At 65.8% G+C, this 22,385-nt stretch carries 20 protein-coding genes; 3 read left to right on the top strand and 17 right to left on the bottom strand.

Annotated elements, in window-relative coordinates; translation table 11 throughout:
* Window positions 1–17 precede the first annotated feature (17 nt).
* The 12 genes from NY78_RS07185 to NY78_RS07130 all read right to left on the bottom strand — a co-directional run bounded on the left by NY78_RS07185 (window position 18) and on the right by NY78_RS07130 (window position 14,993).
* Entirely contained in the window at window positions 18–614 is a 597-nt protein-coding gene (locus NY78_RS07185; protein WP_047960074.1) for a hypothetical protein, read from the bottom strand.
* Window positions 614–2,119: an aspartate ammonia-lyase gene (locus NY78_RS07180; protein ID WP_043633676.1), complete on the bottom strand. Its 1,506-nt coding sequence runs from the start codon at window positions 2,117–2,119 to the stop codon at window positions 614–616. Before NY78_RS07180 ends, NY78_RS07185 begins: the two co-directional genes overlap by 1 nt.
* Before the next feature lie 453 nt (window positions 2,120–2,572).
* Window positions 2,573–4,330 (bottom strand): NADH-dependent [FeFe] hydrogenase, group A6, encoded by a 1,758-nt coding sequence (locus tag NY78_RS07175; RefSeq protein ID WP_043633673.1) that lies wholly within the window; start codon window positions 4,328–4,330, stop codon window positions 2,573–2,575.
* Between the two features lie 18 nt (window positions 4,331–4,348).
* Window positions 4,349–5,821 carry an NADH-ubiquinone oxidoreductase-F iron-sulfur binding region domain-containing protein gene (locus NY78_RS07170; RefSeq protein ID WP_043633670.1) on the bottom strand — a complete coding sequence of 491 codons (1,473 nt, stop codon included), beginning with the start codon at window positions 5,819–5,821 and terminating at the stop codon, window positions 4,349–4,351.
* Window positions 5,822–5,841: 20 nt separating this feature from the next.
* On the bottom strand, window positions 5,842–6,222 hold the full coding sequence (locus NY78_RS07165; RefSeq protein ID WP_043633668.1) for a (2Fe-2S) ferredoxin domain-containing protein: 381 nt from the start codon (window positions 6,220–6,222) through the stop codon (window positions 5,842–5,844).
* 50 nt (window positions 6,223–6,272) lie between these two features.
* Complete coding sequence (hndA, locus tag NY78_RS07160) at window positions 6,273–6,788, bottom strand: NADP-reducing hydrogenase subunit HndA (protein ID WP_043633664.1); 516 nt, start codon at window positions 6,786–6,788, stop codon at window positions 6,273–6,275.
* A gap of 708 nt (window positions 6,789–7,496) precedes the next feature.
* The gene (locus tag NY78_RS07155; protein ID WP_043633662.1) at window positions 7,497–9,305 is read right to left on the bottom strand and encodes a methyl-accepting chemotaxis protein; all 1,809 of its coding nucleotides are present in this window, start codon (window positions 9,303–9,305) and stop codon (window positions 7,497–7,499) included.
* Window positions 9,306–9,382: 77 nt separating this feature from the next.
* Window positions 9,383–9,853, bottom strand: coding sequence for a cytochrome c family protein (locus NY78_RS07150; protein WP_043633659.1), 471 nt, complete (start codon window positions 9,851–9,853; stop codon window positions 9,383–9,385).
* Between the two features lie 361 nt (window positions 9,854–10,214).
* Window positions 10,215–11,543: a sigma-54-dependent transcriptional regulator gene (locus NY78_RS07145; protein WP_043633656.1), complete on the bottom strand. Its 1,329-nt coding sequence runs from the start codon at window positions 11,541–11,543 to the stop codon at window positions 10,215–10,217.
* Entirely contained in the window at window positions 11,540–12,754 is a 1,215-nt protein-coding gene (locus NY78_RS07140; protein ID WP_043633653.1) for a two-component system sensor histidine kinase NtrB, read from the bottom strand. The genes NY78_RS07145 and NY78_RS07140 overlap by 4 nt, the downstream gene beginning before the upstream one ends.
* Window positions 12,754–13,896, bottom strand: a complete 1,143-nt coding sequence (locus NY78_RS07135; protein WP_043633651.1) for an iron-containing alcohol dehydrogenase — start codon at window positions 13,894–13,896, stop codon at window positions 12,754–12,756. Before NY78_RS07135 ends, NY78_RS07140 begins: the two co-directional genes overlap by 1 nt.
* 521 nt (window positions 13,897–14,417) lie before the next feature.
* Entirely contained in the window at window positions 14,418–14,993 is a 576-nt protein-coding gene (locus tag NY78_RS07130; RefSeq protein WP_043633648.1) for a cysteine hydrolase family protein, read from the bottom strand.
* A 315-nt stretch (window positions 14,994–15,308) separates the two neighbouring features.
* Here NY78_RS07130 and NY78_RS07125 point away from each other — a divergent pair, with 315 nt between their 5' ends.
* Complete coding sequence (locus tag NY78_RS07125) at window positions 15,309–15,761, top strand: RrF2 family transcriptional regulator (protein WP_043633646.1); 453 nt, start codon at window positions 15,309–15,311, stop codon at window positions 15,759–15,761.
* A 13-nt stretch (window positions 15,762–15,774) separates the two neighbouring features.
* On the opposite strand, the gene NY78_RS07120 is transcribed toward NY78_RS07125, so the two are convergent.
* The 4 genes from NY78_RS07120 to NY78_RS07105 form a co-directional block, all read right to left on the bottom strand.
* The gene (locus tag NY78_RS07120; protein ID WP_043633644.1) at window positions 15,775–17,025 is read right to left on the bottom strand and encodes an EAL and HDOD domain-containing protein; all 1,251 of its coding nucleotides are present in this window, start codon (window positions 17,023–17,025) and stop codon (window positions 15,775–15,777) included.
* A gap of 182 nt (window positions 17,026–17,207) precedes the next feature.
* Complete coding sequence (locus tag NY78_RS07115) at window positions 17,208–18,440, bottom strand: amidohydrolase family protein (RefSeq protein WP_053062151.1); 1,233 nt, start codon at window positions 18,438–18,440, stop codon at window positions 17,208–17,210.
* An 89-nt stretch (window positions 18,441–18,529) separates the two neighbouring features.
* Complete coding sequence (locus tag NY78_RS07110) at window positions 18,530–19,039, bottom strand: hypothetical protein (protein ID WP_043633643.1); 510 nt, start codon at window positions 19,037–19,039, stop codon at window positions 18,530–18,532.
* A gap of 77 nt (window positions 19,040–19,116) precedes the next feature.
* Window positions 19,117–20,094, bottom strand: coding sequence for a radical SAM protein (locus NY78_RS07105; protein WP_331428921.1), 978 nt, complete (start codon window positions 20,092–20,094; stop codon window positions 19,117–19,119).
* A gap of 252 nt (window positions 20,095–20,346) precedes the next feature.
* Here NY78_RS07105 and NY78_RS07100 point away from each other — a divergent pair, with 252 nt between their 5' ends.
* Complete coding sequence (locus tag NY78_RS07100; RefSeq protein WP_043633637.1) at window positions 20,347–20,775, top strand: HIT family protein; 429 nt, start codon at window positions 20,347–20,349, stop codon at window positions 20,773–20,775.
* A 99-nt stretch (window positions 20,776–20,874) separates the two neighbouring features.
* Window positions 20,875–21,177, top strand: coding sequence for an integration host factor subunit alpha (locus tag NY78_RS07095; protein ID WP_043633634.1), 303 nt, complete (start codon window positions 20,875–20,877; stop codon window positions 21,175–21,177).
* A 358-nt stretch (window positions 21,178–21,535) separates the two neighbouring features.
* Here NY78_RS07095 and NY78_RS07090 read toward each other — a convergent pair whose 3' ends face one another.
* A complete protein-coding gene (locus NY78_RS07090) occupies window positions 21,536–22,285 on the bottom strand; it encodes a septal ring lytic transglycosylase RlpA family protein (RefSeq protein ID WP_047960073.1) in 750 nt (249 codons plus the stop codon).
* Window positions 22,286–22,385 lie beyond the last annotated feature (100 nt).

Genomic DNA, 22,385 nt, shown 5'->3' with positions numbered 1-22,385 from the left:
TCCTCTTCTCGCACACTCTAGGCCAGACGGCGGGATACGGCCCGGGCGGCCAGGCAGTCGCAGACCAGCCGGTAGGCCCCGGCGTCCACGGGCTCCAGGGCATCGCCCCGGCTGCCTTCCTCGGCCAACTCCAGCAGCCGGCCGGCGTCGGTCGGGATGACCAGCCACAGCCCAAGCGGCGCGGCCACCGGCGAATGGGCGTAGTGCCCGGCGATGACGGCGTCGCCTAGAACCAGCACCGGGACCAGGGGCAGGGCGATGGTGACAAACAGGCGCACCTTGTGGGGATGGCGCGAGGCCAGGGCGTCGAGAAAGGAAGCGGACACGGAAAATTCGCGCTGCATGGCCGAGGCGGTCATATCCTGGCGCAGCACCTGCCGAAACTCGTCCCAGTAAGGCGGCCGGGCCACCGGATCAAGCGACACGACATCGAGCCGCTCAAACTCCGGGCGGCAAAGGGCCGCTTCCAGGGCGTCGGCCATGGCCCGGTCCCGGGCAAAGTTGGAATAGACGGCAGCGTGGAAAAACAGCCGATCCGACCGGGCCACGCGCCCGGGCAATCCGACCTCTTCCAGTCCCGCCGCCACCCAAGGCTTTTCCCGCTCCATCTCCATCACTTTTTCTCCTTTCCATCCATCGCATCTGTCCGGGGGTCCGGGGGGGTGCCCCCCCCGGCGGAGAGGTCCAGGAGAGGCAGAGCCTCTCCTGGCCGCCGGAGGCATTCGTAATCCTCCTCCTCAAACCCCAATTTCCGCATGCGTTTGGGCGTGAGCAGTCCGGCGGCGTCGGCTTCGGCCAGGACGCCGGTGGCGGCCATGTGGGCGGTCAGGGTCCGGCCGGCCTGGCGGGAGGCGGCCAAGAGCCGGGAGACGGTGTCGTAGCCAAGGGCCGGCACCAGCACCGTGGCCAGGGCCTGGCTCTTGTCCACCAGCTCCTGGCAGCGGCCCTCGTCGGCCGTGATGCCGGTGATGCATTTGTCGGCAAAGACAGTCGAGGCGTCGCGCAGGAGGTGGAGCGATTCGAGCAGGCTGTGGGCGAGAAGCGGCATGTACTGGTTGATTTCGAGCTGCCCCAGGCCGGCGGTGAGCGTCACGGTCTGGTGGTTGCCCATGACCCGCAGGGCCGTCTGGCCGACGCACTCGGGGATGACCGGATTGACCTTGCCGGGCATGATCGACGATCCGGCCTGGAGGGCCGGCAGCCGGATCTCGCCGAGGCCCGTGGCCGGGCCGCTGGCCAATAGGCGCAGATCCGAGGCGATTTTCAGCAGATTGGCGGCATAGGCCGACAGGATGCCCGAGACTTCCACAAAGGCGTCGGCATTGGCCGTGGCGTCCACGAGATTTTCCGCCCGGGAGACAGGCAGGCCGGTCAGATGGCGCAGATGTTCGGCCGCCTTGAAGATATAGGCCCGGGGCGCGCCAAGGCCCGTGCCTACGGCCGTGCCGCCAAGCGGCACCTGTTTGATGCGTTCGCGGCATTTGAAAATGCGCCAGCGGTCGCGGGAGACGGCCTCGGCATAGGCCCCAAAGGTCATGCCGAGGGTCATGGGCACGGCGTCCATCAGTTCGGTGCGCCCGACCTTGACCACCTGGGCGAATTCGGCCTCCTTGGCCTGCAAGGCCTCTTGCAGCCGGGCCGTGGTTCCCTCCAGCTCTTTTAACAGCTGCAAGGCGGCCACGCGAAGGGCGGTCGGATAGGTGTCGTTGGTGGACTGGTGGAGATTGACGTGGTCCAGCGGCGAGCAAAACCCGTGGTCGCCCGGGGCGCGGCCGAGCAGTTCGAGGGCGCGGTTGGCCACCACCTCGTTGAGGTTCATGTTGGTGGAGGTGCCGGCTCCGCCCTGAAAGGCGTCCACGATGAACTGGTCGGCGTGGCGGCCCTCGGCCACTTCGCGGCAGGCGGCCACGATGGCCTCGGCCCGGCCAGGGTCGAGATGGCCGGTGTCCAGATTGGCCAGGGCGCAGGCAGCCTTGACCAGGGCATAGGCCCGGATCAGCTCGGGGGCGACCGGCTGGCCGGAAACAGGGAAATTTTCAGCGGCGCGCGCTGTATGAATGCCGTAAAGGGCGCCCTCGGGGAGTGACCGTACTCCCAGGGCATCAGTTTCCTGTCGCATGGAGCACACTCCCCGATAGGCGACCCAGTGCGACGAGCAGGGGGCCGGACCATCCGTCCCCTGAACGCCGCTGCGGCGGCTTGGGTAACACGAACGCTGTAAAAGATCACCAGGAGAGGCTCCGCCACTCCTGGACCTCTCCGGCAGGGCTCTGCCCTGCACCCGCCGGGGGGGCACCCCCCCGGACCCCCGGAAGGGAGTGGGTGGAAAGGTCGTCGATGGCCTTTTGCCCGGACTCCCGCTGGAGGCAGGGCCGTTGGCCGGGGCCGCTTTGGCAGGCGGCCCCGACGTTCCGGCGGAGGCGGGAGCGTCCCGTGGCAGCAGGGCGCTTGGTCAATGATCCGGTACTTCGTTCCTTCTCACCCCCCATCGAGGGGGGCCGGGGGGGATCATCCCCCCCGGCGGAGAGGTTTGGAGAGGCAGCGCCTCTCCAATGCTTTATTTCTTTACCGACTACAGGCGCTGGCGCTTGAAGTAGTGGGTGTGCAGCAGGTGGTGCGATTTTTCGGACAGCGGCTTGCCCAGGAACTTTTCGTACAGTTCGATGATGTACGGGTTCTGGTGCGACTTACGCAGCGGCTTGCCGGCGTCTTCTTCGTAGAGCACCTTGGTGCGGAGCTTCAGCAATTCGATATCGCCGTGGTGGTAGGGCTGTCCGCCGCCGCCGATGCAGCCGCCGGGGCAGGCCATGACTTCGATGGCGTGGAACACTTCGCCTTCACGCACGCGGTTCAAGAGCTTTCTGGCGTTGCCCAGGCCGTGGGCGATGCCGATGCGCAGTTCGTGGGGACCGACCTGGACGGTGGCGACCTTCACGCCTTCCATGCCGCGCACGTCTTCGAAGTCCACCTTTTGGAGCGTTTCGCCGGTGGCCAGTTCATAGGCGGTGCGCAGGGCGGCTTCGATAACGCCGCCGGTGACGCCGAAGATCGGGGCCGCGCCGGTGGACTCGCCCAGGGGATTGTCGAAGTCTTCGTCGGGCAGGCCGGCGAAGTCGATGTTCATGCGCTTGATCAGGCGGGCCAGTTCCCGGGTGGAGATGACGATATCCACGTCGGGGTTGCCGTCCACGGAGAATTCCGGCCGGGCGCGTTCGTACTTCTTGGCCAGACAGGGCATGACCGAGACGACCACGAGCTTCTCGCGCGGGATGCCGAGCAGTTCGGCGTAGTAGCTCTTGGCGATGGCCCCGAACATCTGCTGCGGCGACTTGGCGGTGGAGGGCACGTCGAGCATATCGGGGAAGTTGTGCTCGAAGAACTTGACCCAGCCGGGGCAGCAGGAGGTCAGGATGGGCAGCTTGGCCGTCTGGTCGCCGTTTAAGTGGCGGGTCAGGCGGTCGAGGAATTCCGAACCTTCTTCCATGATGGTGAGGTCGGCGGCGAAGTCGGTGTCGAAGATGTGGTCAAAGCCCAGGCGGCGAAGCGCTGCGGCCATCTTGCCGGTGACCGAGGTGCCGGGGGCGATGCCGAGGTCTTCGCCCAGGGCGGCCCGGACAGCCGGGGCGGTCTGGACGATGACCACCTTGTCGGTATCGGCCAGGGCGTCGACGACAGCCCAGCTGTGGTCGTGTTCGACCAGCGCGCCGACCGGACACACGGCCACGCACTGGCCGCAGTTGGTGCAGACGGTGTCGGCCAGATTCATTTCAAAGGCCGGGGCGACCACGGCGGTGAAGCCGCGGTTGACGCCGGAGAGCACGCCGCAGGTCTGGACGTCGTTGCACATGGTCTCGCAGCGGCGGCACATGATGCACTTGTCCATGTCGCGGATGATGGAGGCCGAGACGTCCTTGCGGTAGTGGGACATTTCGCCGCCGTCGTAGGGGGACTCGCGGATGCCGAACTTCTCGGCCAGGGTCTGCAGCTCGCATTCGCCGGATTTGGCGCACACGAGGCAGTCCTTGGGGTGGTCGGAGAGCAGCAGCTCAAGGACGGTCTTGCGGGCGTTTAAGACGCGCAAGGTGTTGGTCTTGACCACCATCTTGTCGGCAGCCGGGGTGGCGCAGGCCGGGGCCAGATTGCGGCGGCCTTCGACCTCGACCACGCAGATGCGGCAGGAGGCGACGTTATTGTTGACCCGCAGGTCTTCGAGGTTCAGGTAGCACAGGGTCGGAATATCGACATCCAGCTTCTTGGCGGCATCCAAGATGGTGCTGCCGGCCGGGACGGTGGTTGTTTTGCCGTCTATAGTTACTGTCAGCATGGACATTGCAGACCTCCTTCGGCCTTACAGCTTGATGACGGAGTCAAACTTGCACTTGTCGTAGCAGGCGCCGCACTTGATGCACTTGGAGGCATCGATGACGTGCGGCTGCTTCTTCGTGCCGGAGATGCATTCCACCGGACAGACCTTGGTGCACAGGGTGCAACCGGTGCACTTGGCCGGATCAATGGTGTAGGTCAGCATGGCCGTGCAGACATGGGCCGGGCACTTTTTCTGGGTGACGTGGGCTTCGTACTCGTTGGCGAAGGTGTCCATGGTGGAGAGGATGGGGTTGGGCATGGTCTGGCCCAGGCCGCACAGGGCCGTATCCTTGATGGACTCGCACAGGGTCTTCATCCGGGACAGATCGGCCTGGGTGCCGTGGCCCTTGGTGATCTTGTCGAGTATTTCAAACAGGCGCTTGGAGCCGATGCGGCACGGGGTGCACTTGCCGCAGGTCTCGTCCATGGTGAAGTCGAGGAAGAACTTGGCCACCGAGACCATGCAGTCGTCCTCGTCCATGACCACCATGCCGCCGGAGCCCATCATGGACTTGCGGGCAATAAGCGACTCATAGTCGATGGCCACGTCGAGGTCTTTGTGGGCCAGGGCGCCGCCGGAGGGACCGCCGGTCTGGACGGCCTTGAATTCCTTGCCGTCGGGGCAGCCGCCGCCGATGTCGAAGATGACTTCGCGCAGCGAGGTGCCCATGGGCACTTCGATGAGGCCCACGTTGACGATCTTGCCGGCCAGGGCGAACACCTTGGTGCCCTTGGAGGTGGCGGTGCCGATCGACGAGAACCAGTCCGCGCCCTTTAAAATGATGGCCGGGACATTGGCGAAGGTCTCGACGTTGTTGACGATGGTGGGCTTTTTCCAATAGCCGGACTGGGCCGGGAAGGGCGGCTTGCTGACGGGTTCGCCGCGATGGCCTTCCATGGAGCGAATGAGCGCGGTTTCTTCGCCGCACACGAACGCGCCGGCCCCGTACTTGATCTCGATGTCGAAATCAAAGCCCGAGCCAAAGATGTTCTTGCCGAGAAGGCCCATGGCCCTGGCGTCGTCGATGGCCTTTCTCAGGCGTTTGATGGCCAGGGGATATTCGGCCCGGATGTAGACCGCGCCCAGGGTGGCCCCGATGGCGTAGCCGCCAATGGCCATGGCCTCGACGATGGAATGAGGGTCGCCTTCCAGGACGGCGCGGTCCATGAACGCGCCCGGATCGCCTTCGTCGGCGTTGCAGACCATGTATTTCTGGTCGGCCTTGTTGGAGAGCGCGATGCCCCATTTGACGCCGGTGGGGAAGCCGCCGCCGCCCCGGCCGCGCAGGCCGGCGGTTTTGATGACTTCCACGACCTCGGCCGGGGTCATGGTGAGGACTTTGGCCAAGGCCTCGTAGCCGCGCTGGGCGATATAATCGTCGAGGCTTTCGGGATCGATGAAACCGCAATTGCGGGTGGCGATCCGAAGCTGCTTTATTTGCGTCGTCGCTGCCATGTGTCGTCTCCCGATTGGCGTTACAGGACCACTCGTTGGTAGGTGACGGGGATGATGCCTTCGACCGGTTCGCCCTTCATGACGTACTCGGTGACAAGCTCACGGGCCTTGGCTTCGTCCACGCCGCCGAAAACAACCGGGTCCTTCCCGGGCAGGGTGATTTCCACGGTGGGCTCGGCGAAGCAGAAGGTCATGCAGCCCGACTGCATAAATTCCACGTTGGTCAGTCCGTTTAGGGCCACTTCGTCCTGCATGGCCTCCATGGCGACTTTGCCGCCGGCGGCGATGGAACAGGTGGCCAGGGATACGTTAATAAGGACTTTGTTCTGGCGAGCCTTCTGGCGGGCGAGAATCTCTTCGCGCTTGGCCCGCAGGGCATCGAGGGTGGCGATGGTGCTCATGTGGCGCTCCTTGGCTGGCAGGGCATGGATGGATGCGCGTGCCTGGTCCGTTAGAAATCGGCCAGGATCTTCTTGACCTGTCCGGGGGTGACGTTGCCGTAGACCTTCTCGCCGACCATGACGATGGGGGCCAGGGCGCAGCCGCCGACACAACGCAGGGTGTCGATGGAGAACTTGCCATCAGGGGTCACGTCGCCGATATCGATCTTGAGCTGCTCCTTGAAGGCATGGACGACCTTGTCCGCGCCTTTGACGAAGCAGGCCGTGCCCATGCAGATGGAGATGGGATGCTTGCCCTTGGGGACCATGGTGAAAAAGGTGTAGAAACTGACGACGCCGTAGACCTGGGCCAGGGGCACTTCCATGTGGTCGGCGACGAACTGCTGCACTTCGATGGGCAGATAGCCAAAGACGCTTTGGGCTTTGTGCAGCACCGTGACCAGATGGCCTTCTTTCTGCGGAAGCGCCTCAATGAACTGGACGACTTCCCGGTACAGTGGTTGCGGCAATACGGCATGGTCCGGCATCCGGCATTCACCGATCGCTTGACAAGTTGAAGTTTGCATACGGAGGCACCTCTCCTTGTGGGTTTTGAGGGTCCAATACCTTGGGCCTTGGCGCGTCGTGCAGACCTGCGGCCTTGTGCCGGTCGGTAGCAGTGGCGTGGGCCTTATACGTTCCTGTCCTTCCCCTTTGGAATTTGTGATTATTTTCACAAATTAAGGGGGTATCCTGCACCCGGCTGGGCTGCCCGTATTTCCTCCCGGAGTCAGCCTGGCGCGAGTGCGTTCCCTGGCCATTGAGCAAGAACCGGGCCACTTAATAATATTGTTTAAAAACAGTATGTTGTATTTTTGGGATTTCCCAGGCCGCTGTGGCAGTGGGCAGGGATGGGGATTCACGGCAGGAAGAAAAGGGCGACAGGTCGGGTAGCTTTTTAGAAATAGTAATAGTTGCTGTATGTTACAGCCGTAAAGACAAAGTGCGCTAGCCGTCGGCAAAAAATGGGTCAAAATGTCACCCCTTTTGCGTCTGAAAAAGGCCTGCCTGGGATAGCGGGCAAATTGCCTGGAAATTACGACAAACGTAGCACGTTTTAGGAAGGAGTGCATCTCCTTTTCCGGGCGGGCGACCTTGGCCTGGTCCGGCAGTCAGGGCGCGGAGCAGGGGGCGCGGAGCAGGGGGCGCGGAGCAGGGGGCGCGGAGCAGGGGGCGCGGAGCAGGGGGCGGCCGGCGGCGTGCCTACCGCCGGCCGCAGGGAAAGGCCCGCCTGGTCAGGTCAGGGCCGGGCAGCCGGGCTGGGCCAGCATGTCGTCGGTGAGTTGCTTGAGGCTTTCGGCCTGGGCAGCCAACCGGCCAACGGCGGCGTCGGCCTGGGCCATGGCCTGGGCCGTTTCCTGGGAAATGGCGCTGATGCTGTCGACCGCCCGGCCGATCTCGTCGCTGACCGCCGACTGGTCTTCGCAGGAGGCGGCGATATTGGCCACCTGCCGGGAGGCCTTGGTGACCAGGTCCACGATGCCGGAAAGCGCCTCGCCCGAGCGCCTGGCCAGCGTCGAAGCGCTTTCGATGGCCGACGCCGCGGCCTGCACGCTGGCCACATGGGTCTGGGTGCCGGCCTGGATGCCGGTGATGGCCCGCTCCACGTCCTTGGTGGCCAGCATGGTCTTCTCGGCCAGCTTGCGTACCTCGTCGGCCACCACGGCAAAGCCGCGCCCGGCATCGCCGGCCCGGGCCGCCTCGATGGCGGCGTTTAAGGCCAGCAGATTGGTCTGGTCGGCGATGTCCGAGATGACGTTGATGATGGTGCCGATGCCTTGCGCTTCCCGGCCAAGGGCAATGATGTCGCCGCGCAGGCCTTCGGCCAGCTGCTGCACGCCGTCAATGCAGCCGGCCAGTTCCTGCACGGTGCCCGCCCCCTGGTCGGCCTTGTCCCTGGCCTCGGCCGAAGTCTTGGCGGCGGCGGCGGCGGTCCGGGCCACGTCAAGCACGGTTTCGTTCATCTGGCTGATGGCGGCCGCTGTTTCCTGGGCCGAATCCTTCTGGGCGCTGGCTCCGGAACTGGCCTGGGCCACGGTTTCGGACAGGGCGTCGGTGGCCTCGGCCAGATGGACCAGCACGCCTTCCAGGGTGCGGGCGGCCTGGACCGAGCCTTCATGCCGGGCCTGGGCCCCGGCCTCGCGGGCGGCTTCGGCCTCGGCCAGACAGACGCCGGCCCGGTCGGCCTCGGCCGCCGCCTCGCGGCTTTTCTCGTCGGCTTCGGCGATTTTCTGGCCCAGATTGTCCACCAGGGTGCACAGGGCCGAGCCGAGCACGGAAATTTCATCCATGGTCCCGCGCTGTTGCCGGGCCGCGATGCGGTTGGCCACGGCCTGGCAGGGGGCGGTGTCACCGGTGGCCATGCGCTGGCTGGCCTCGGCCAGAAAGGCCAGCCGGTCGATGATGCTGCGTTTCATAAAAAGGAGCAGCCCGGCCACCAGCACGGCCAGCCCGGCCAGGGAGAGCAGGCCGGTGCGCTGCTGGTTGGCGGCCAGGGCGGCCATGTCCGGGCTGACGTCGGCCACGGTGACCAGCGCGCCGAGGATGGATCGGGAGGCGCCGTGGCAATGGTGGCACTGGGGATCGTTTTTGATGGCCCGGACCGTGGCAAAGCGGGCCGTGCCGTCAGGAGCCGTTTCCAGGCCGTCGCCGTCTGCGGCTTGTCCCAGGGCGCGGGTGAGCATGGCGGCCAGGGCCGGTCCCGGGGCGGAGGCGGCCAGGGGACGGCGCAGGCTGTCCGGGTCGGTGGCGTAGGTGACCTGGCCGGTAAAGTCGGTCAAAAACGCCTTGAACCGCTGTCCGACCGCGGCAATCTTCTGAAACTGGGCTGTGGTGGCGGCGTTGTCGCCGATCAGCATCGGTTCGCTGACGATGAGCTTGACCAGTTCGGCCTCGCCGGCTCCGGTCTGGCGGATGCGGGCCAGGGTCATGTCGCGTTGCCACAGGGTGTTGGCGGCAAAGAGCCCGGCCAGGGCGGCGGCAGCCACCAGGCTGACCAGGACGAGGGCTTTGACGCGGATGGATCGGACGCGGTGGACAGCCATGGCGGTTCTCCGGCGCGGCGCGGCAGGGCTTGGCAACCCCGGCCCGACGCGCCCGTGGGCGGTTTCGGGACAGGGCGTCAGTGCGCGCCGGCATTGAGCAAGGGCTTATAGCCGAAGGAGCGGACCCGGGAATCGTTGTGGCAGGGGTCGCAGTCGGCCAGGGTGAGGCGGCCCTTGATGGCCGCCGGATCACCCGAAGCGGCGTGGAGCGATCCGGGGCCGTGGCAGACCTCGCAGCCGGCGTCGGCCAACTGCGGCGTGGCCGCAAAGCTCGTAAAACCGCCCGGCCGGCCGTAGCCGGTGGTGTGGCAGCCATAGCAGCTGGTCAGTTCCTGGTCGGTGAGGCCCTTGGCCATAAGCCGCAGGTTTTTGGAGGAATGGGCTTTTTTGGAATAGCGCAGGAAGCGTTCGTGCTGGGCGGCATGGCAGGGAGCGCAGACTTCGCTGCCAACAAAGCGGGCGGCTGGCTCTTCACTCCTGGCGGCCAGGGGCAGGGCCAGGGCCAGGGCGGCCGCCGCCAGCAGGGGCTGGATGATTCGCCTTCCCATGACGTACTCCTTTGGTCGGGCGAAGCGGGGCGGTCTGTCCGTTTGGGGAGGCAAGCCCGCGCATCGTCGCCGCGCCAGGGGAGGACTGTCCCGGTTGGGACGGTCACACCCGGCGTGGGGGTTTTCGTGACCAACAGCAAGATACATACCGGGGAGGCGAATGCGGCCTGGCCGCGTAACACGCGGTTTGACGACGGCAGCTGGGTGCTTGAAGCGACTGGAAGTATTGGATTTTATTGTAGCCAGCCGACATGGGACGACCCGGCTGGCCGGAACTGGCCCCGGCCGGTTCCCAGAGGACCGGGCCGGGCTGGCGGCGACGTGGCTTTTTTACCCGGCCGGGCCGGACCCGGCCGGTGCGTCACATCAGATTATATTCACGAATTTTGCGGTAGAGCGTCTTTCGGGAGATGCCAAGGGCCGTGGCGGCCAGCGTGCGGTTGTTGGCGAAGCAGACCAGCACCTTGGCGATATGTTCGCGCTCCACGGCCTCCAGGGACAGGAAATCGCTGTCGCCCTCGGACTTGACCGACAGTTCGCGGGGCAGGGCGTTTTCCGTGATGACCCCGGCCTCGGACAGGATCACGCCGCGCTCGATGACGTTTCGCAGTTCCCGGATGTTGCCCGGCCAGTGGTAGTTGATAAGACAGCCCATGGCCTTGTCCGACACGCGGTAGGCCCCGCCGCCTTCGATGCGGCCCAGGAAATAGTCCACCAGAAGCGGGATGTCTTCCTTGCGGTCGCGCAGCGGCGGCAGCTCGATATTAAAGACGTTGATGCGGTGAAAAAGGGCCTCGTGAAACCGTCCGGCCTCGACTTCCTTGGCCAGATTGCGGTTGGTGGCAAACAGGAGGCGGATATCGGAAGTGCGCTCGTCCTTGTCGCCCACCCGACGGTAGGTCTTGTTTTCCAGCGTGCGCAACAGCGAGGCCTGGACTTCCATGGGCAGCTCGCCGATCTCGTCGAGAAACAGCGTCCCCTTGTTGGCAAAGGTCATAAGGCCTTCGCGGTTTTCCGTGGCCCCGGTAAACGACCCCTTGACGTAGCCAAAGAGTTCCGAGCGGGCCAGTTCCTTTTGCAAGGTGGCGCAGTTCTTGATGACATACGGCTTTTCGGCCCGTTTGGACCGGGCCTGGATGGCCGTGGCCGCCACTTCCTTGCCCGACCCGGATTCGCCGGTAATGAGCACCGGCACGTCGGTCGGGGCCACTTTGTCGATCAAAAAGCGGATCTGCTTGATGGCGGCGGAGTTGCCGACGATCTGCTGGGGCTGGGCCTGGCGCTGGGCGTGGCGCAGCTGGCGGTTTTCAAAGCGCAGGCAGGCCCGCTGGTAGGCCCGCTCCACCACCAGTTCCAGCTCTTCGAGATTAAAGGGCTTGGTGATGTAGTCATAGGCCCCGAGTTTCATGGCTTCCACGGCGCTGTCGATGTTGCCGTGGCCGGTGATGATGATGACTTCGACGTCCGGGGAGTGCTGGCGGATCTCCACCAGCAGGTCCAGGCCGTCGGCGTCGGGCAGACGCAGGTCCAAAACCGCCACCTCGTAGGTGTTGCGGCGCAGCATCTCCCGGGCCTGCTGGGCGCTCTCGGCGGCGGTCACGGCCCTTGACGGCGTGGACAGTTCTTTTTTGAGCAGCTTGCCGATGGACGGTTCGTCGTCCACCACCAGAACGGAATAAGGGCTGGTCACGTGGTTTTATCCGTATTGACAGGGAACTTGACGGTAAACGTCGCGCCGCTTCCCGGCTCGCTTTTGACCGCGATTTCCCCTTGGTGTTTTTTAACGATGGACATGCAGGTGGAAAGCCCGATGCCGATGCCCTTGCCGGAGCGCTTGGTGGTGAAAAAGGGTTCGAACAATTTGTCCATGTGGTCGGCGGGGATGCCGCACCCGGAGTCTTCCACCGACAGGCAGACCGCGCCCTGGGAGGATTGGAAGGTGGTGATGATGATGCGCCCGGGGCCGGCGATGGCGTCCATGGCGTTGACCAGCAAATTGAGCATGACCTGCTTGATCTGATGTTCGTCGCCGTGCACCATGGGCAGATTTTCGCTTAATTCCACGCGCATGGTGATTTTGGCCTGGTTGCGTTGCCGCAGATGGCTGCGCAGGAGCTTGAGCGTGTCGTTGACCACGGCGTTTAAGCTCACGGCGGCAAAGCTCACGGTCTTTTGGCGGCTGAAGGTCAACAGCGTGGTGACGATGTCCTGGCAGCGCCGGCATTCGCGCATGATCGTGGCCACATAGTCTTCCACGTCCTCCATCACCTGGGGATCAACCGTTTCTTTGAGCGCCGGCAACCGGCGGCGCAAGCCCTCGGCAAAGCCGAAGATGGCGGTGAGCGGGTTATTGACCTCGTGGGCCACGCCCGTGGCCAACATGCCGATGGTGGCCATTTTTTCGGCCTGATAGAACTTGGCCTGATAGTCCTTTTCCCGGCTGACGTCGCGCTTGAACACCAGGATGTGGCTTTCCGGGGCCTCGGGACGCCGGATGGGCGAGGCCACCATCTCAAACTGGGTGTTCTTGCCGCCGATCTTGAAAATCGCGGTCTCGCGGCAGATGTCGCCGGTGGCAAAGGAGGCGCTGGCCGGGCAGTTGGGGCAGGGCTGGTCGTCGCCGCGAAAGATCTGGTAGCAGTGCATGCCTTCGGGATGGGGCGTGTCGGGAAAGGTCTGGCGAAAGACGTGGTTGACCGAGAGGATGCGCAGGTCGCTTGAGAGCACCATCATGATGTCGGTTATGCCGTCGAGGATGGCGGCGATTTCCCGGCGACGCTGGGTGGACTGGGCGTTGGCGTCCTTCAAGGCCTCGATGGTCTGGCGCAACTCCTGGAAAAAGCCCAGCTTGCTGTGTTCGATCCCGATCAGATCTTCGAGGGACGGCCCCTTTCCGGGCATCACCAGGCCTCCTGACACACGCCAAGCAGCGACTCCCAGCTGGCCGGCCGGGGGTTGGTCAGCGTGCAGGCGTCGTTGACCGCCGCCTTGGCAATGATTTCCAGGCAGCTGCTGTCGGGCAGGATGTCGCGCAGGCGCACCGGCACATGCAGATCGGCGCAGAACCGTTCCAGCCAGGCAATGCCGGCCTGGGCGATGTATTCGTTGGAGCACATGCGCGGCCCGCAGACAATGCGGCCGATATTGGCCAGCTTGTCCACGCTGGTCGGCAGGTTGTAGCGCATGACCGGCGGCAGGAGGATGGGGTGGACCAGGCCATGGAGCACGTCGAACCGGCCGCCCAGGGAGTGGGCCAGGGAGTGGCCGATGCCAAGGCCGGCATTGGAAAAGGACATGCCGGCCGAGGTGGCGGCGATGCTCAAATTCTCCAGGGCTTCAATGGAGCGGTCTTCCAGGGCCGGATGCAGGTTGTGGGCGATCAGGCGAATGGCTTTTAGGGCCTGATGCTCGGTAAAGGGCGAGGATAAAAGCGAAAGATAGGACTCGACGGCATGGGCAAAGGCGTCGATGGCCGAGGAGATGATCAGTTCCGCGCTCTTGGTCAAAAGCACCAGCGGGTCGATGATGGAGACGTTGGGCACCAGCGACCGGCTGATGATGGACATTTTGACCTGCCGGGCCACGTCGGTGATGATGCAGAACTGGGAGATGTCGGAGCCGGAGCCGGCGGTGGTCGGCAGAAAGATCATGGGGGGCAGGGGGCGCATGATGCGGTTGGCCCCTTCGTAGTCATTGATGCGCCCGCCGTTGCCGACAATGGTGGCAATGCCCTTGGCCGCGTCCATGGGGCTGCCGCCGCCCACGGCGATGATGACGTCGGCCCGCTCGCGGCTATAAATATCGGCCCCGGCATGGACCTGATTGTCGCGGGGATTGGAATTGACGGCGTCGAAAAAGATCCATTCCAGGCCGTTGTCGCGCAGGATTTCCTGGATGCGCTCCACCCAGCCGGCGCCGACCAGCCCCTGGTCGCTCACCAGCAGCACCCGGCGCGCGCCCAGGCGTTTGGCGCAGGAGGCCAAGTGGACGATGCTCCCCCGGCCGAAAATGATTTCGGGAATGGCGAACTTGCTGATCCGCATGAAGTTCCTCGATGTGTGCCGGGCCGGCGAGGCCGTCGCAACGCCTGCGGCAGCTTGCAGCCGGTATCCCGGGGCGCGGGTGCGCCCAAAGCTGCCGGCCGGCAGCGGCAACCCTGTGGGAGTACAGACGCTTTCAGGATATCTTTTGAGGAAATACCGCGCGGTCGGGTAAAAGGTCAAGCCGGGGCGGTTTGGCTGTGGTGACAGGCTGGCGGTTCGGCCGCAGGCACGTCGTCTGGACCGGGCAGCCGCCCGGCCGGGACGGTTTCCGGTTGCCGGTCCGCCGCCCATTGTCTGTCTGCGGGGGCCTTAAACGCCCCAAACCCTGGCGGGGTTGGGTCAATACGCGTCATTCCGCCGGGCCGGCGGGGAGTCGGAAGCGGCTGCGGCCAGGGGGGCAAGGGCACGAACCCCTGGCCGCCACGGCGCGCCCGGCCTGGATCAGCCAGGGGGCGGCGCGCCGCGGCGGCCATTGCCTGCATGAATGCTTCGAATTTTGCAGGGAACCCTGTCCCGGCCGTCTACCTGGCCGCAGCGGCCAGGGCGGCCGTGGGCACGACAGCGGCATAGACGGCGGCCAGGGCGGCCAGAAAGGCCGCCTGGACATCGGCGGCGGGAACCTGCCGGCCGTCGAAGGACAGATCCCGGGTGGCGCAGGCATCGGCCAGGACGGTCACGGCATAGCCCAGATCGAAGCCGGCCCGGACCGTGGCGTCCACGCACATGTGGGTCATCATGCCGGCCACCACCAGCCGGGACGCCCCGCTTGCGGCCACGGCCTCGCCGAGAGCTGTGTCGCGAAAGCTGTTGGGCCAGGCCTTGGTGACGACGGTCTCGCCGGGACGCGGGGCCACGGCGGCCTGGATCTCGGCCCCGGGCGTGCCGGGCAGAAAGAAGGTCGCCCCGGGCCGGGCCGCCTCATGGCGGATGTGAATGACCGGCCGGCCGGCTTGGCGGAACCGGTCCAGGGCCAGGGCGGCCTGGGCTGCGGCCGCTTCGGGCTGGACCAGGGCCATGGCCCCGCCTGGGAAGTAGTCGTTTTGGATGTCGATCACGAGCAGGATCGCGTCGCCAAGGGGGTGTGTGTCGTGGCTCATGGTGCGCTCCCAAGCATGGGCGTTGTCCGTGGTTGTCGGCTGCGCCTTGACGGGCGGCCGGTTCCTTTGGCATGTGGTATCATCGAACTGATCGATTTTGTCGTCTATCGTGGTCGGCCGGGTGTGGCAATACCCGGGAGGGGGGTCTATGGCTGTTGTGGAACGGGTGGGCGCAAGCCGGAAGAAAGACGAGGGCAAAAGGTCTGGGTACTGTGCGTTGCTGCTCGCCGGCGTGGGCGTCGCGGGCACGCCCCACGGCGGTACATTCCGGCAGGGGCGTCTGCCCTCCCCGGGCGCGTTGGCAAGGAGGCTGCCGTGGCGGTGACGCAGAAGTGCCAATACGCCTTGCGGGCGCTGTTTGAGCTGGCCTGCCGGGAAGGGGAAGGCGTGGTTCCGGCCGGCGAGATTGCCGAGCGACAAGCCATTCCCAAGCGTTTTTTGGAAGTCATTCTCCATCAGCTGCGCCAGGGCGGCTTTGTGGATTCCCAGCGGGGCAAGGTCGGGGGATTTTATCTGGCCCGACCGGCGGCCGAGGTGACCGTTGGCGAGGTCATTCGGTTCATGGACGGTCCCATCAGTCCGGTGGATTGCCACCGGGCCCGCCCTGAGCATGACTGCCCCTTGCGCGGCAGCTGCGTGTTCCGGGGGCTGTGGGACGAGGCCCGCGAAGCCCTGGAGCGGGTCTACGATACCCGCAGCCTGCGGGATCTGGTGGCGGTGGATCAGCAGATGCGAAAGCAGGCCGAGGGGACCAATTACATGATCTGACCCGGCCGGGGGATCAGGCCCGGAACATGTCCGCCGCCCAGGCCAGCCCCTCGAAAAAGGCGGCCGAGGCGGCATTCGGGGCAAGGCCGAAGGCTTTGACGGCTGCGACGGCCGTCTGGCCGCCCTGGTCGTAGCACCGGCACAGGGTCAGGCAGGTGGAACAGGCGCTTTTGACTCCAAGCAGCGCGTTTCGGGTCGAAGCGTCAATCGTGATGCCGGTCAGAGCCTCTTCCATGGGCATCCCGAGCATGGCGTCGAGCAGGGACAAGAGGCCAAGCAGGCACACGCTTTGGCCGTCGTGGCAGCGGGGACGGCCGGCAGTGTCGCGTCTGGCGTCGGCCAGGGCCAGGAACCGGCCGCGCACGGCCGAGGCAAAGGCCAGTTCGCGGTCGTGGGGCGAGGAGCCAAGCGAGGCCAGGATGTTGACCGCCGCCCAGCTGGCCAGGGCGTTTTGTCCCAGCCGGGTGATGGCGAATTCCAACGATTCGATGGGCTGGCCCCGGTAGAAGCTGGCGGTGTTAACGTAGCGCAGGAGCTTGTACGTCAGGGAGACGTCGGAGCCGATGATGTCCCGGATGCGCCGGACGTCCGGATCGGGCCGGCTGACTTCGGCCAGGAGGTTCAGCTTGACGGCCTGATTGGCCTCCAGAATTTTGGTCGTGACCACCAGCGGACGGCTGTAATAAAACCCCTGGGCCAGGGGAATGCCGCGCGCCCGGCACCAGTCGACATCCGCCTTGGTCTCCACTTTTTCGGCCAAGACCGTCTTGCCCGCCCCCAGACAGGCGGCGACCACGGCCTCCAGACGGGCCGGATCGTCGCGCAGGGCCTGATAATCCACCTTGATAAAGGTCACATAGGGCATGATCAGGTCAAAGGACGCATCCCCCACGTAGTCGTCCAGGGCCAGGACATAGCCGGCCGCATGGATGCCCCGCACCAGTTCGGCAAAGGCCGCGTCGCAGGCCACATGCTCCAGCACCTCGATGACGAACCGGGCCGGGTCGAGAAACCGGTGATGCCCGGCTTCCAGAATTTCCTTGGAAAAATTGATGAAGACCCGTTTGCCGGGAGCAATATCCTGGGAGATGGCGTGGATGCCGTTGGCCAGGACGGCCAGGGTGGCTTCGGCGTCCGAGGGTATCGCGGCGACATTGCCGCCGCCGACGGTGCGGTAGAGCAGTTCGTAGCCAAAGATGTCGCCGTCAACCCGATAAATGGGATGGCGGGCAACGGCGTAATTATACTCGGCGTCGGGCGGCATGGGCTGCTGCTGCTTATGTGTGTTGGGGGTGACGGGCTGTCCCGGGCCGGTCGTGCGGGGACACGGCTGGGGATGCGCCTCGCCGCGTTTGCGGCAACACCAGTTCGATGGAGGCGAAAGCGGAGGCTGACCGTGACGGATAGGCGCTTTGGAGCGAAATTACAACCGGCAAAGGTCAGAGCTTATCCAGACCCCTTTTTTTGGGCCAGGGACAGGCGGTCAACCAGGTCTGGGGGGATGACGGCCAGTCCGCCGACGGCTCCGGGGGCCAATCGGCCAAGGGTGGTTTCGCGGCCAAGCAGGCGGGCCGGGACCGTGGTCAGGGCGGCCAGGATGGCCTGGGCGGGCAGGCCCGGATGGGCGGCCAGAAGCGCGCGGACCTCGTTCCAGAGATTCAGGTCATCGTTGGAGGCCAGGGAGTCGGTGCCCAGGGCGAGTGGGATGCCGGCGGCCAGCAGGCCGGGCGCGTCGGCCGTGCCCACGCCGATGCGGGCGTTGCTGCGCGGACACAGGCACACGGTTGTGCCGCTTGCGGCCAGGATGGCGACATCGTCCGGGGTCAGGTGGACGGCGTGGACGGCCAGGGTGCCCGGACCAAGCAGGCCCTGGGCCTTGGCCTCGGCCACCGGGGTGCGGCCCGGGGCGCGCCAGTTCTTGGGCAGCAGTCGGCCGCGCAGCAGGTCGGCAAATTCCCCGGCGCCGGTGGCCAGCAGTTCCACTTCGCCGGGATGCTCGGCCAGATGCAGGCAAAACGGGGCGGCCCGGTCGCGACATACCGCCATGGCCCGGCGCAGTCTGTCCGGGCTGGTGGAGTAGAGGGCATGGCCGCTGGCCGAGGCGGCAACGCCGTCCCCGGCCGCCGCCGCAAGGGCCGGGGGCAGAGCCGTTGGGGGCTGGCCCCGCCAGCCGAGATATTCCTGGCAAACCAGACCGCCGAGGCCCGCCGCCCGCAGGGCCTGGGCCACGGCCGGCCCGGCCCGGTTGCCGACGTCGATGACGGCGGCTGTGCCGGTGTCGGCCGCCTGGGCCACGGCCCCGGCCAGGGCCTGGCCCAGGGCCTCGGCAGACAGGCCGGCCTGGGGCTCGGCCATGAGCCAGCGCACCCAGGCGCAAAACCCGAGCCCGACCGGTGACGCGCCGGCCAGATGGGACAGTTCCAGGTGGGTGTGGGCGTTGACCAGTCCCGGAACGAGGACGGCCTCGCCCAGATCGTCCACCGGCCCGGTGAAGCCGCGCAGCACCGCCCGCTTTGGTCCGACAGCCAGGATGCGCCGGCCGGCCAGGAGCACGGCCGGACCCTCCAGGGGCGCGGCGTCCGGGACCATGGTCAGGGCGAGGCGGGCGGTGACGGCGTGCGGGGCGTTGTCGGCTGGACGCAGTGTCTGGTCGGGTGTTGGCGGCGCAGGGAGTGGCATGGGAGTCGGTTGGCCAACGGCCCGGGACAGCGCCCACACCCGGCAGGGGGGCGCCGCCTCGGGCCGTTACGTCGTCATTGCGCCCCGGGTCAGCGCTGGAAGACGATCAGGGAGGACTTGGTAAAGGCGCGCAGCTTGTCGATGCGCTCGTTAAAGGCCGCCAGTTGCCGGGCTGCGTCCGAGGTCTTGTTGGCCAAGACCTCCTCACTGGCCGGGTAGGGCGTGTCCTTAATTTTTTGCAGGGTATCCATGATGTTGTCGAGACGGTCGAAGACGTAGTTCTTCTCGTCCTTGGTGAAGCAGTAGGTGGTCTTATTATAGATATAATACAGGTCGCAGAGGTTGAGCGCCAGCCCCAGGCTTTTTTCGATGCGGGCCTTGAGGTCCTGGAGAAAGACATATTCGTTGGTGAAGGGCTTTTTTTCGGCCAGCCCCTCCTGGTCTTCATATTCCTTGATGTGAATGGCCTGGACCACCGCTTCATTGAAGTAATTCATGAAGTAGTTGATACTTTGCCGCATGTTGGGCGCCTCCGCCGAGGCCGGGGCGGCCAGGGCGAGGCACAGGATGCAAGCCAGGGCCGCAAGGATTGGCTTCATGATCGTTCACCAGGCAGGTTGTGGGTTGCGGGGCGAAACGTCCCTTTGTCAACTTTGGCACGAGAGCGCGGCCCAAGTCAAACAGCTTGCGCCGTGAGATGGAAATCTTCCCGCGAGGCAAAGTGGACCGCCTCCCGGGGCAGCCCCAGGCCGGCGTAGGCGGCGGTCAGTTCGCCGGCGTGGCCGAACAGTTCTCCGGCAAAACGCCGGGGTGCGTCCAGACGCACCGGGCGCTGCCCCAGGGCCGCCGCTTCCGCCGCCACCAGGGAAAAAAGCGCCCTGGCCCGGACCCGCGAGCCCAGGGCCGGATGGCGCGGACCGGCCAGGATCGCGGTCTCCAGCCCCGGTTCCGGGGCCAGCCCCAGCCGGATCACCCGGATGCCGCAGCGCCAAAGCGGCAGCATGGCGGCGGCCAGGGCGTCCAGAGTGGCGTCCAGGTCCCAGGGGCGGTAGGCCCCGGCCCGGTACCGGTCGGCCAGAGGGGTGCCGTCGATGACCAGGCAGGGATGCAGACGCACGGTCCGCGGGGCCAGGGCGCAGGTTTCGGCCACGTCCCGGGTCAGCATGTCCGGGGTGTGGCCGGGCAGTCCGGGCAGCAGTTGCAGCCCGAGTTCCAGGCCGGCGGCCGGGATGTCCCGGGCGGCCCGCCGGATGGCGGCGGCGTCATGGCCCCGGCCGCTGGCGGCCAGCACGGCATCGTCAAAGGTCTGGGCGCCGATTTCCACCAGATCAAGACCCTGGCCGGCCAGATTGGACAAAATCGTCGGATGGCAGGCGTCGGGCCGGGTGGAACAGCGCACCCGGGTGATCAGCCCGGCCTGCCGCCAGCCCCGGGCCACGGCCAGAAACCGCTCGGGCCAGGGATGGGGCAGGCCGGTGAACACGCCGCCGTAGAAGGCCAGTTCGTAGGGGCCGCGTCCGGCCCGGGCGGCGGCGTCGAGGTCTTTTCCCAGTCTGGCCAGCGTGGCCTCAAGCGGGGCCGGGGCCGTGGCGGACTGCAGCTGCTGGGCGCAAAAGACGCAGCGGCCCGGGCAGCCCTTATGCGTCAGGAACACCGGCCAGATCCTGGAGGGGGGCGCAACCGGCTCGGGATGGCGAAAAAAACGCTCCCGTGGGGACGTTTCCCGTATGACATTTTGGCAAAGAAACGGCCAAGACGGCGCAAGGGCCATTATTTTCTCCTAAGCCTCTTGAAAAAATGCCTTTCCTGCACTATGAGTGGAGGCAATGCATTTGCCCGGCCCATGACGCTTCGGGTCGGATTTTCGCATCTGCGCCAACGTGACCACCGAAAGAGAGCCTGAGCCATGGAACCTGCGGACTGCATTTTTTGCAAGATTGTCAAGGGCGAGATCCCCTGCGCCAAGGTCTACGAAGACGGGCAGGTCCTGGCTTTCCTCGATATCGCCCCGGTGACCCCGGGCCATGTCCTGGTCATTCCCAAGGCCCATCATGCCGACCTGTTTGCCCTGCCGGACAGCCTTGGCGCGGCCCTGCTGGCCGCCCAGAAGCGCGTGGGGCGGGCCGTCATGGCGGCAGTGGGGGCAAGCGGGCTCAATGTGCAACAAAATAATGCCGCCAGCGCCGGGCAGGTGGTCTTTCACGCCCACTACCACCTCATCCCGCGCCGCGAGGGCGACGGGTTGCGGTTGTGGCCGGGCACGCCCTACGCCGATGCCGCCGGCATGGCCGCCGTGGCCGCAGCCGTGCGGGAAGCCCTTGCTTCCTTGGAATAAGTGCCGCATTATCAGTCAGTCTCATGACCGTCACCTGTAAAACATCGGCCAGCCCGACGTTTTGCTCCGTGTCCCTAACGTAACGCGCCGGAGAATGCCATGAACGGGAAAACCCTCACCAAAGCCGACATTGTTGACTACATCTACGAAAAGACCGAGCGCAATCGGGCCGAGGTCAAGGTGCTTGTCGACCACTTGCTGGAACTCATGAAGGATTCCATCAAGCGGGACAATTCACTGTTGGTCAGCGGCTTTGGCAAGTTCGAGTCCTATGACAAAAAGGCCCGCAAGGGACGCAACCCCCAGACCAATGCATCCATCATGCTGCCGCCGCGCAAGGTGGTGGTGTTTCGGCTGTCGCGCAAGTTTCGCGCCGAGCTCAATCCCGACGAAGTGCTGTAGCCTCGGCTGCAGTCGCTCCGGCGAAACGGCCGCTGGTTTGGTCTCGCCCTGATGCAGGCCATGGCCTGAGGGAACGGTGTGGCCCGTCGTCCGGCCTCGGGGCGCGCAGCCTGCCGTGTCCCTGGCTGCCTCTTGGCCGCGCCGTCAGGTCGGTTCGTGGCGCGTTTGCAACAACCATGCATGGGTTTGTTGCAACTACACCTACTGATGCCAGTCAGTTGTCGCGCCACCAAGGACCACGGCATATCCCGAATGGGACAGGCAGGGGAGTCGGCCTGGGCCGGGTTCCCGGCTTGGTTCGAACCCTCCCCGTCTGGTTGCGGCGGCCGTGTCTGGTCTGCCCTGGCCGCCTTCCTGCCTACTGGGCGATGACAAAGGCCCCGGAAAAGCGCGTCCCCAGCCGGAGCCGGGCTTCCTCGGCCGCAGCCGTGGTCGGGAAAATCCCGGCGTGGACCTGATTGAGCCACACCCCGTCGATCTCCTTGGAGGCAATGCGTGAACCGGCATAGCCGGCCGCACGCAGCTTCGTAAGCAGCCGCTCGGCATTGCCCATGTTGGCAAACGCCCCAACCTGCACATAAAACGGGCCGGGCAGTTCGCCCTGCGGCCCAGCGCCCGGCACCGTCCCCTCGACCTCCACCCGCACCTTGGCCGTGCCCCGGGCATGGACCCCGAGTTCCCTGGCCCCGGCCTGGGACAGGTCGATGATGCGCCCGGCCACGAACGGCCCCCGGTCGTTGACCCGAAGCACCAGGGACCGGCCGTTTTCCAGGTTGGTCACCCGCACCATGGTGTGCATGGGCAACAGCTTGTGGGCGCAGGTCAGCTTGTACTGGTCGTAAATTTCCCCGCACGACGTGGTATGGCCGTGAAACCCCGGCCCATACCAGGAGGCCACGCCTTCCTCGCGGTAGCCGGCCGCCGAGTGCAGGGGCACATAGGTCACGCCCTTGACGGTGTAGGGGCGAAGGGTGGCCGGTTCGCGGCCGGTCGGACGCGGAATGGTCGCCTTGCCGGCGCAGCCGGCCAGGGACAGGGCCAGCAGCAGGATGGCCAGAAGCCGCAGCAGCAGTGTCGGAAGCCTGATTCGTCGCCAAGGGTACGCCATGGGGCCAGGGTAGCCGTTGCCGTGTCGGCTGGCAACCGGGGGAGTCGGCCGGCGGTTGGCCTCGCGTCGGGAGGCGATTGTGTCAGTTGGCGCGGACGGT

Source organism: Desulfovibrio sp. TomC (assembly GCF_000801335.2).
In the GTDB taxonomy this organism is placed as follows: domain Bacteria; phylum Desulfobacterota; class Desulfovibrionia; order Desulfovibrionales; family Desulfovibrionaceae; genus Solidesulfovibrio.
This window is presented reverse-complemented; position numbering and strand designations above follow the sequence as displayed.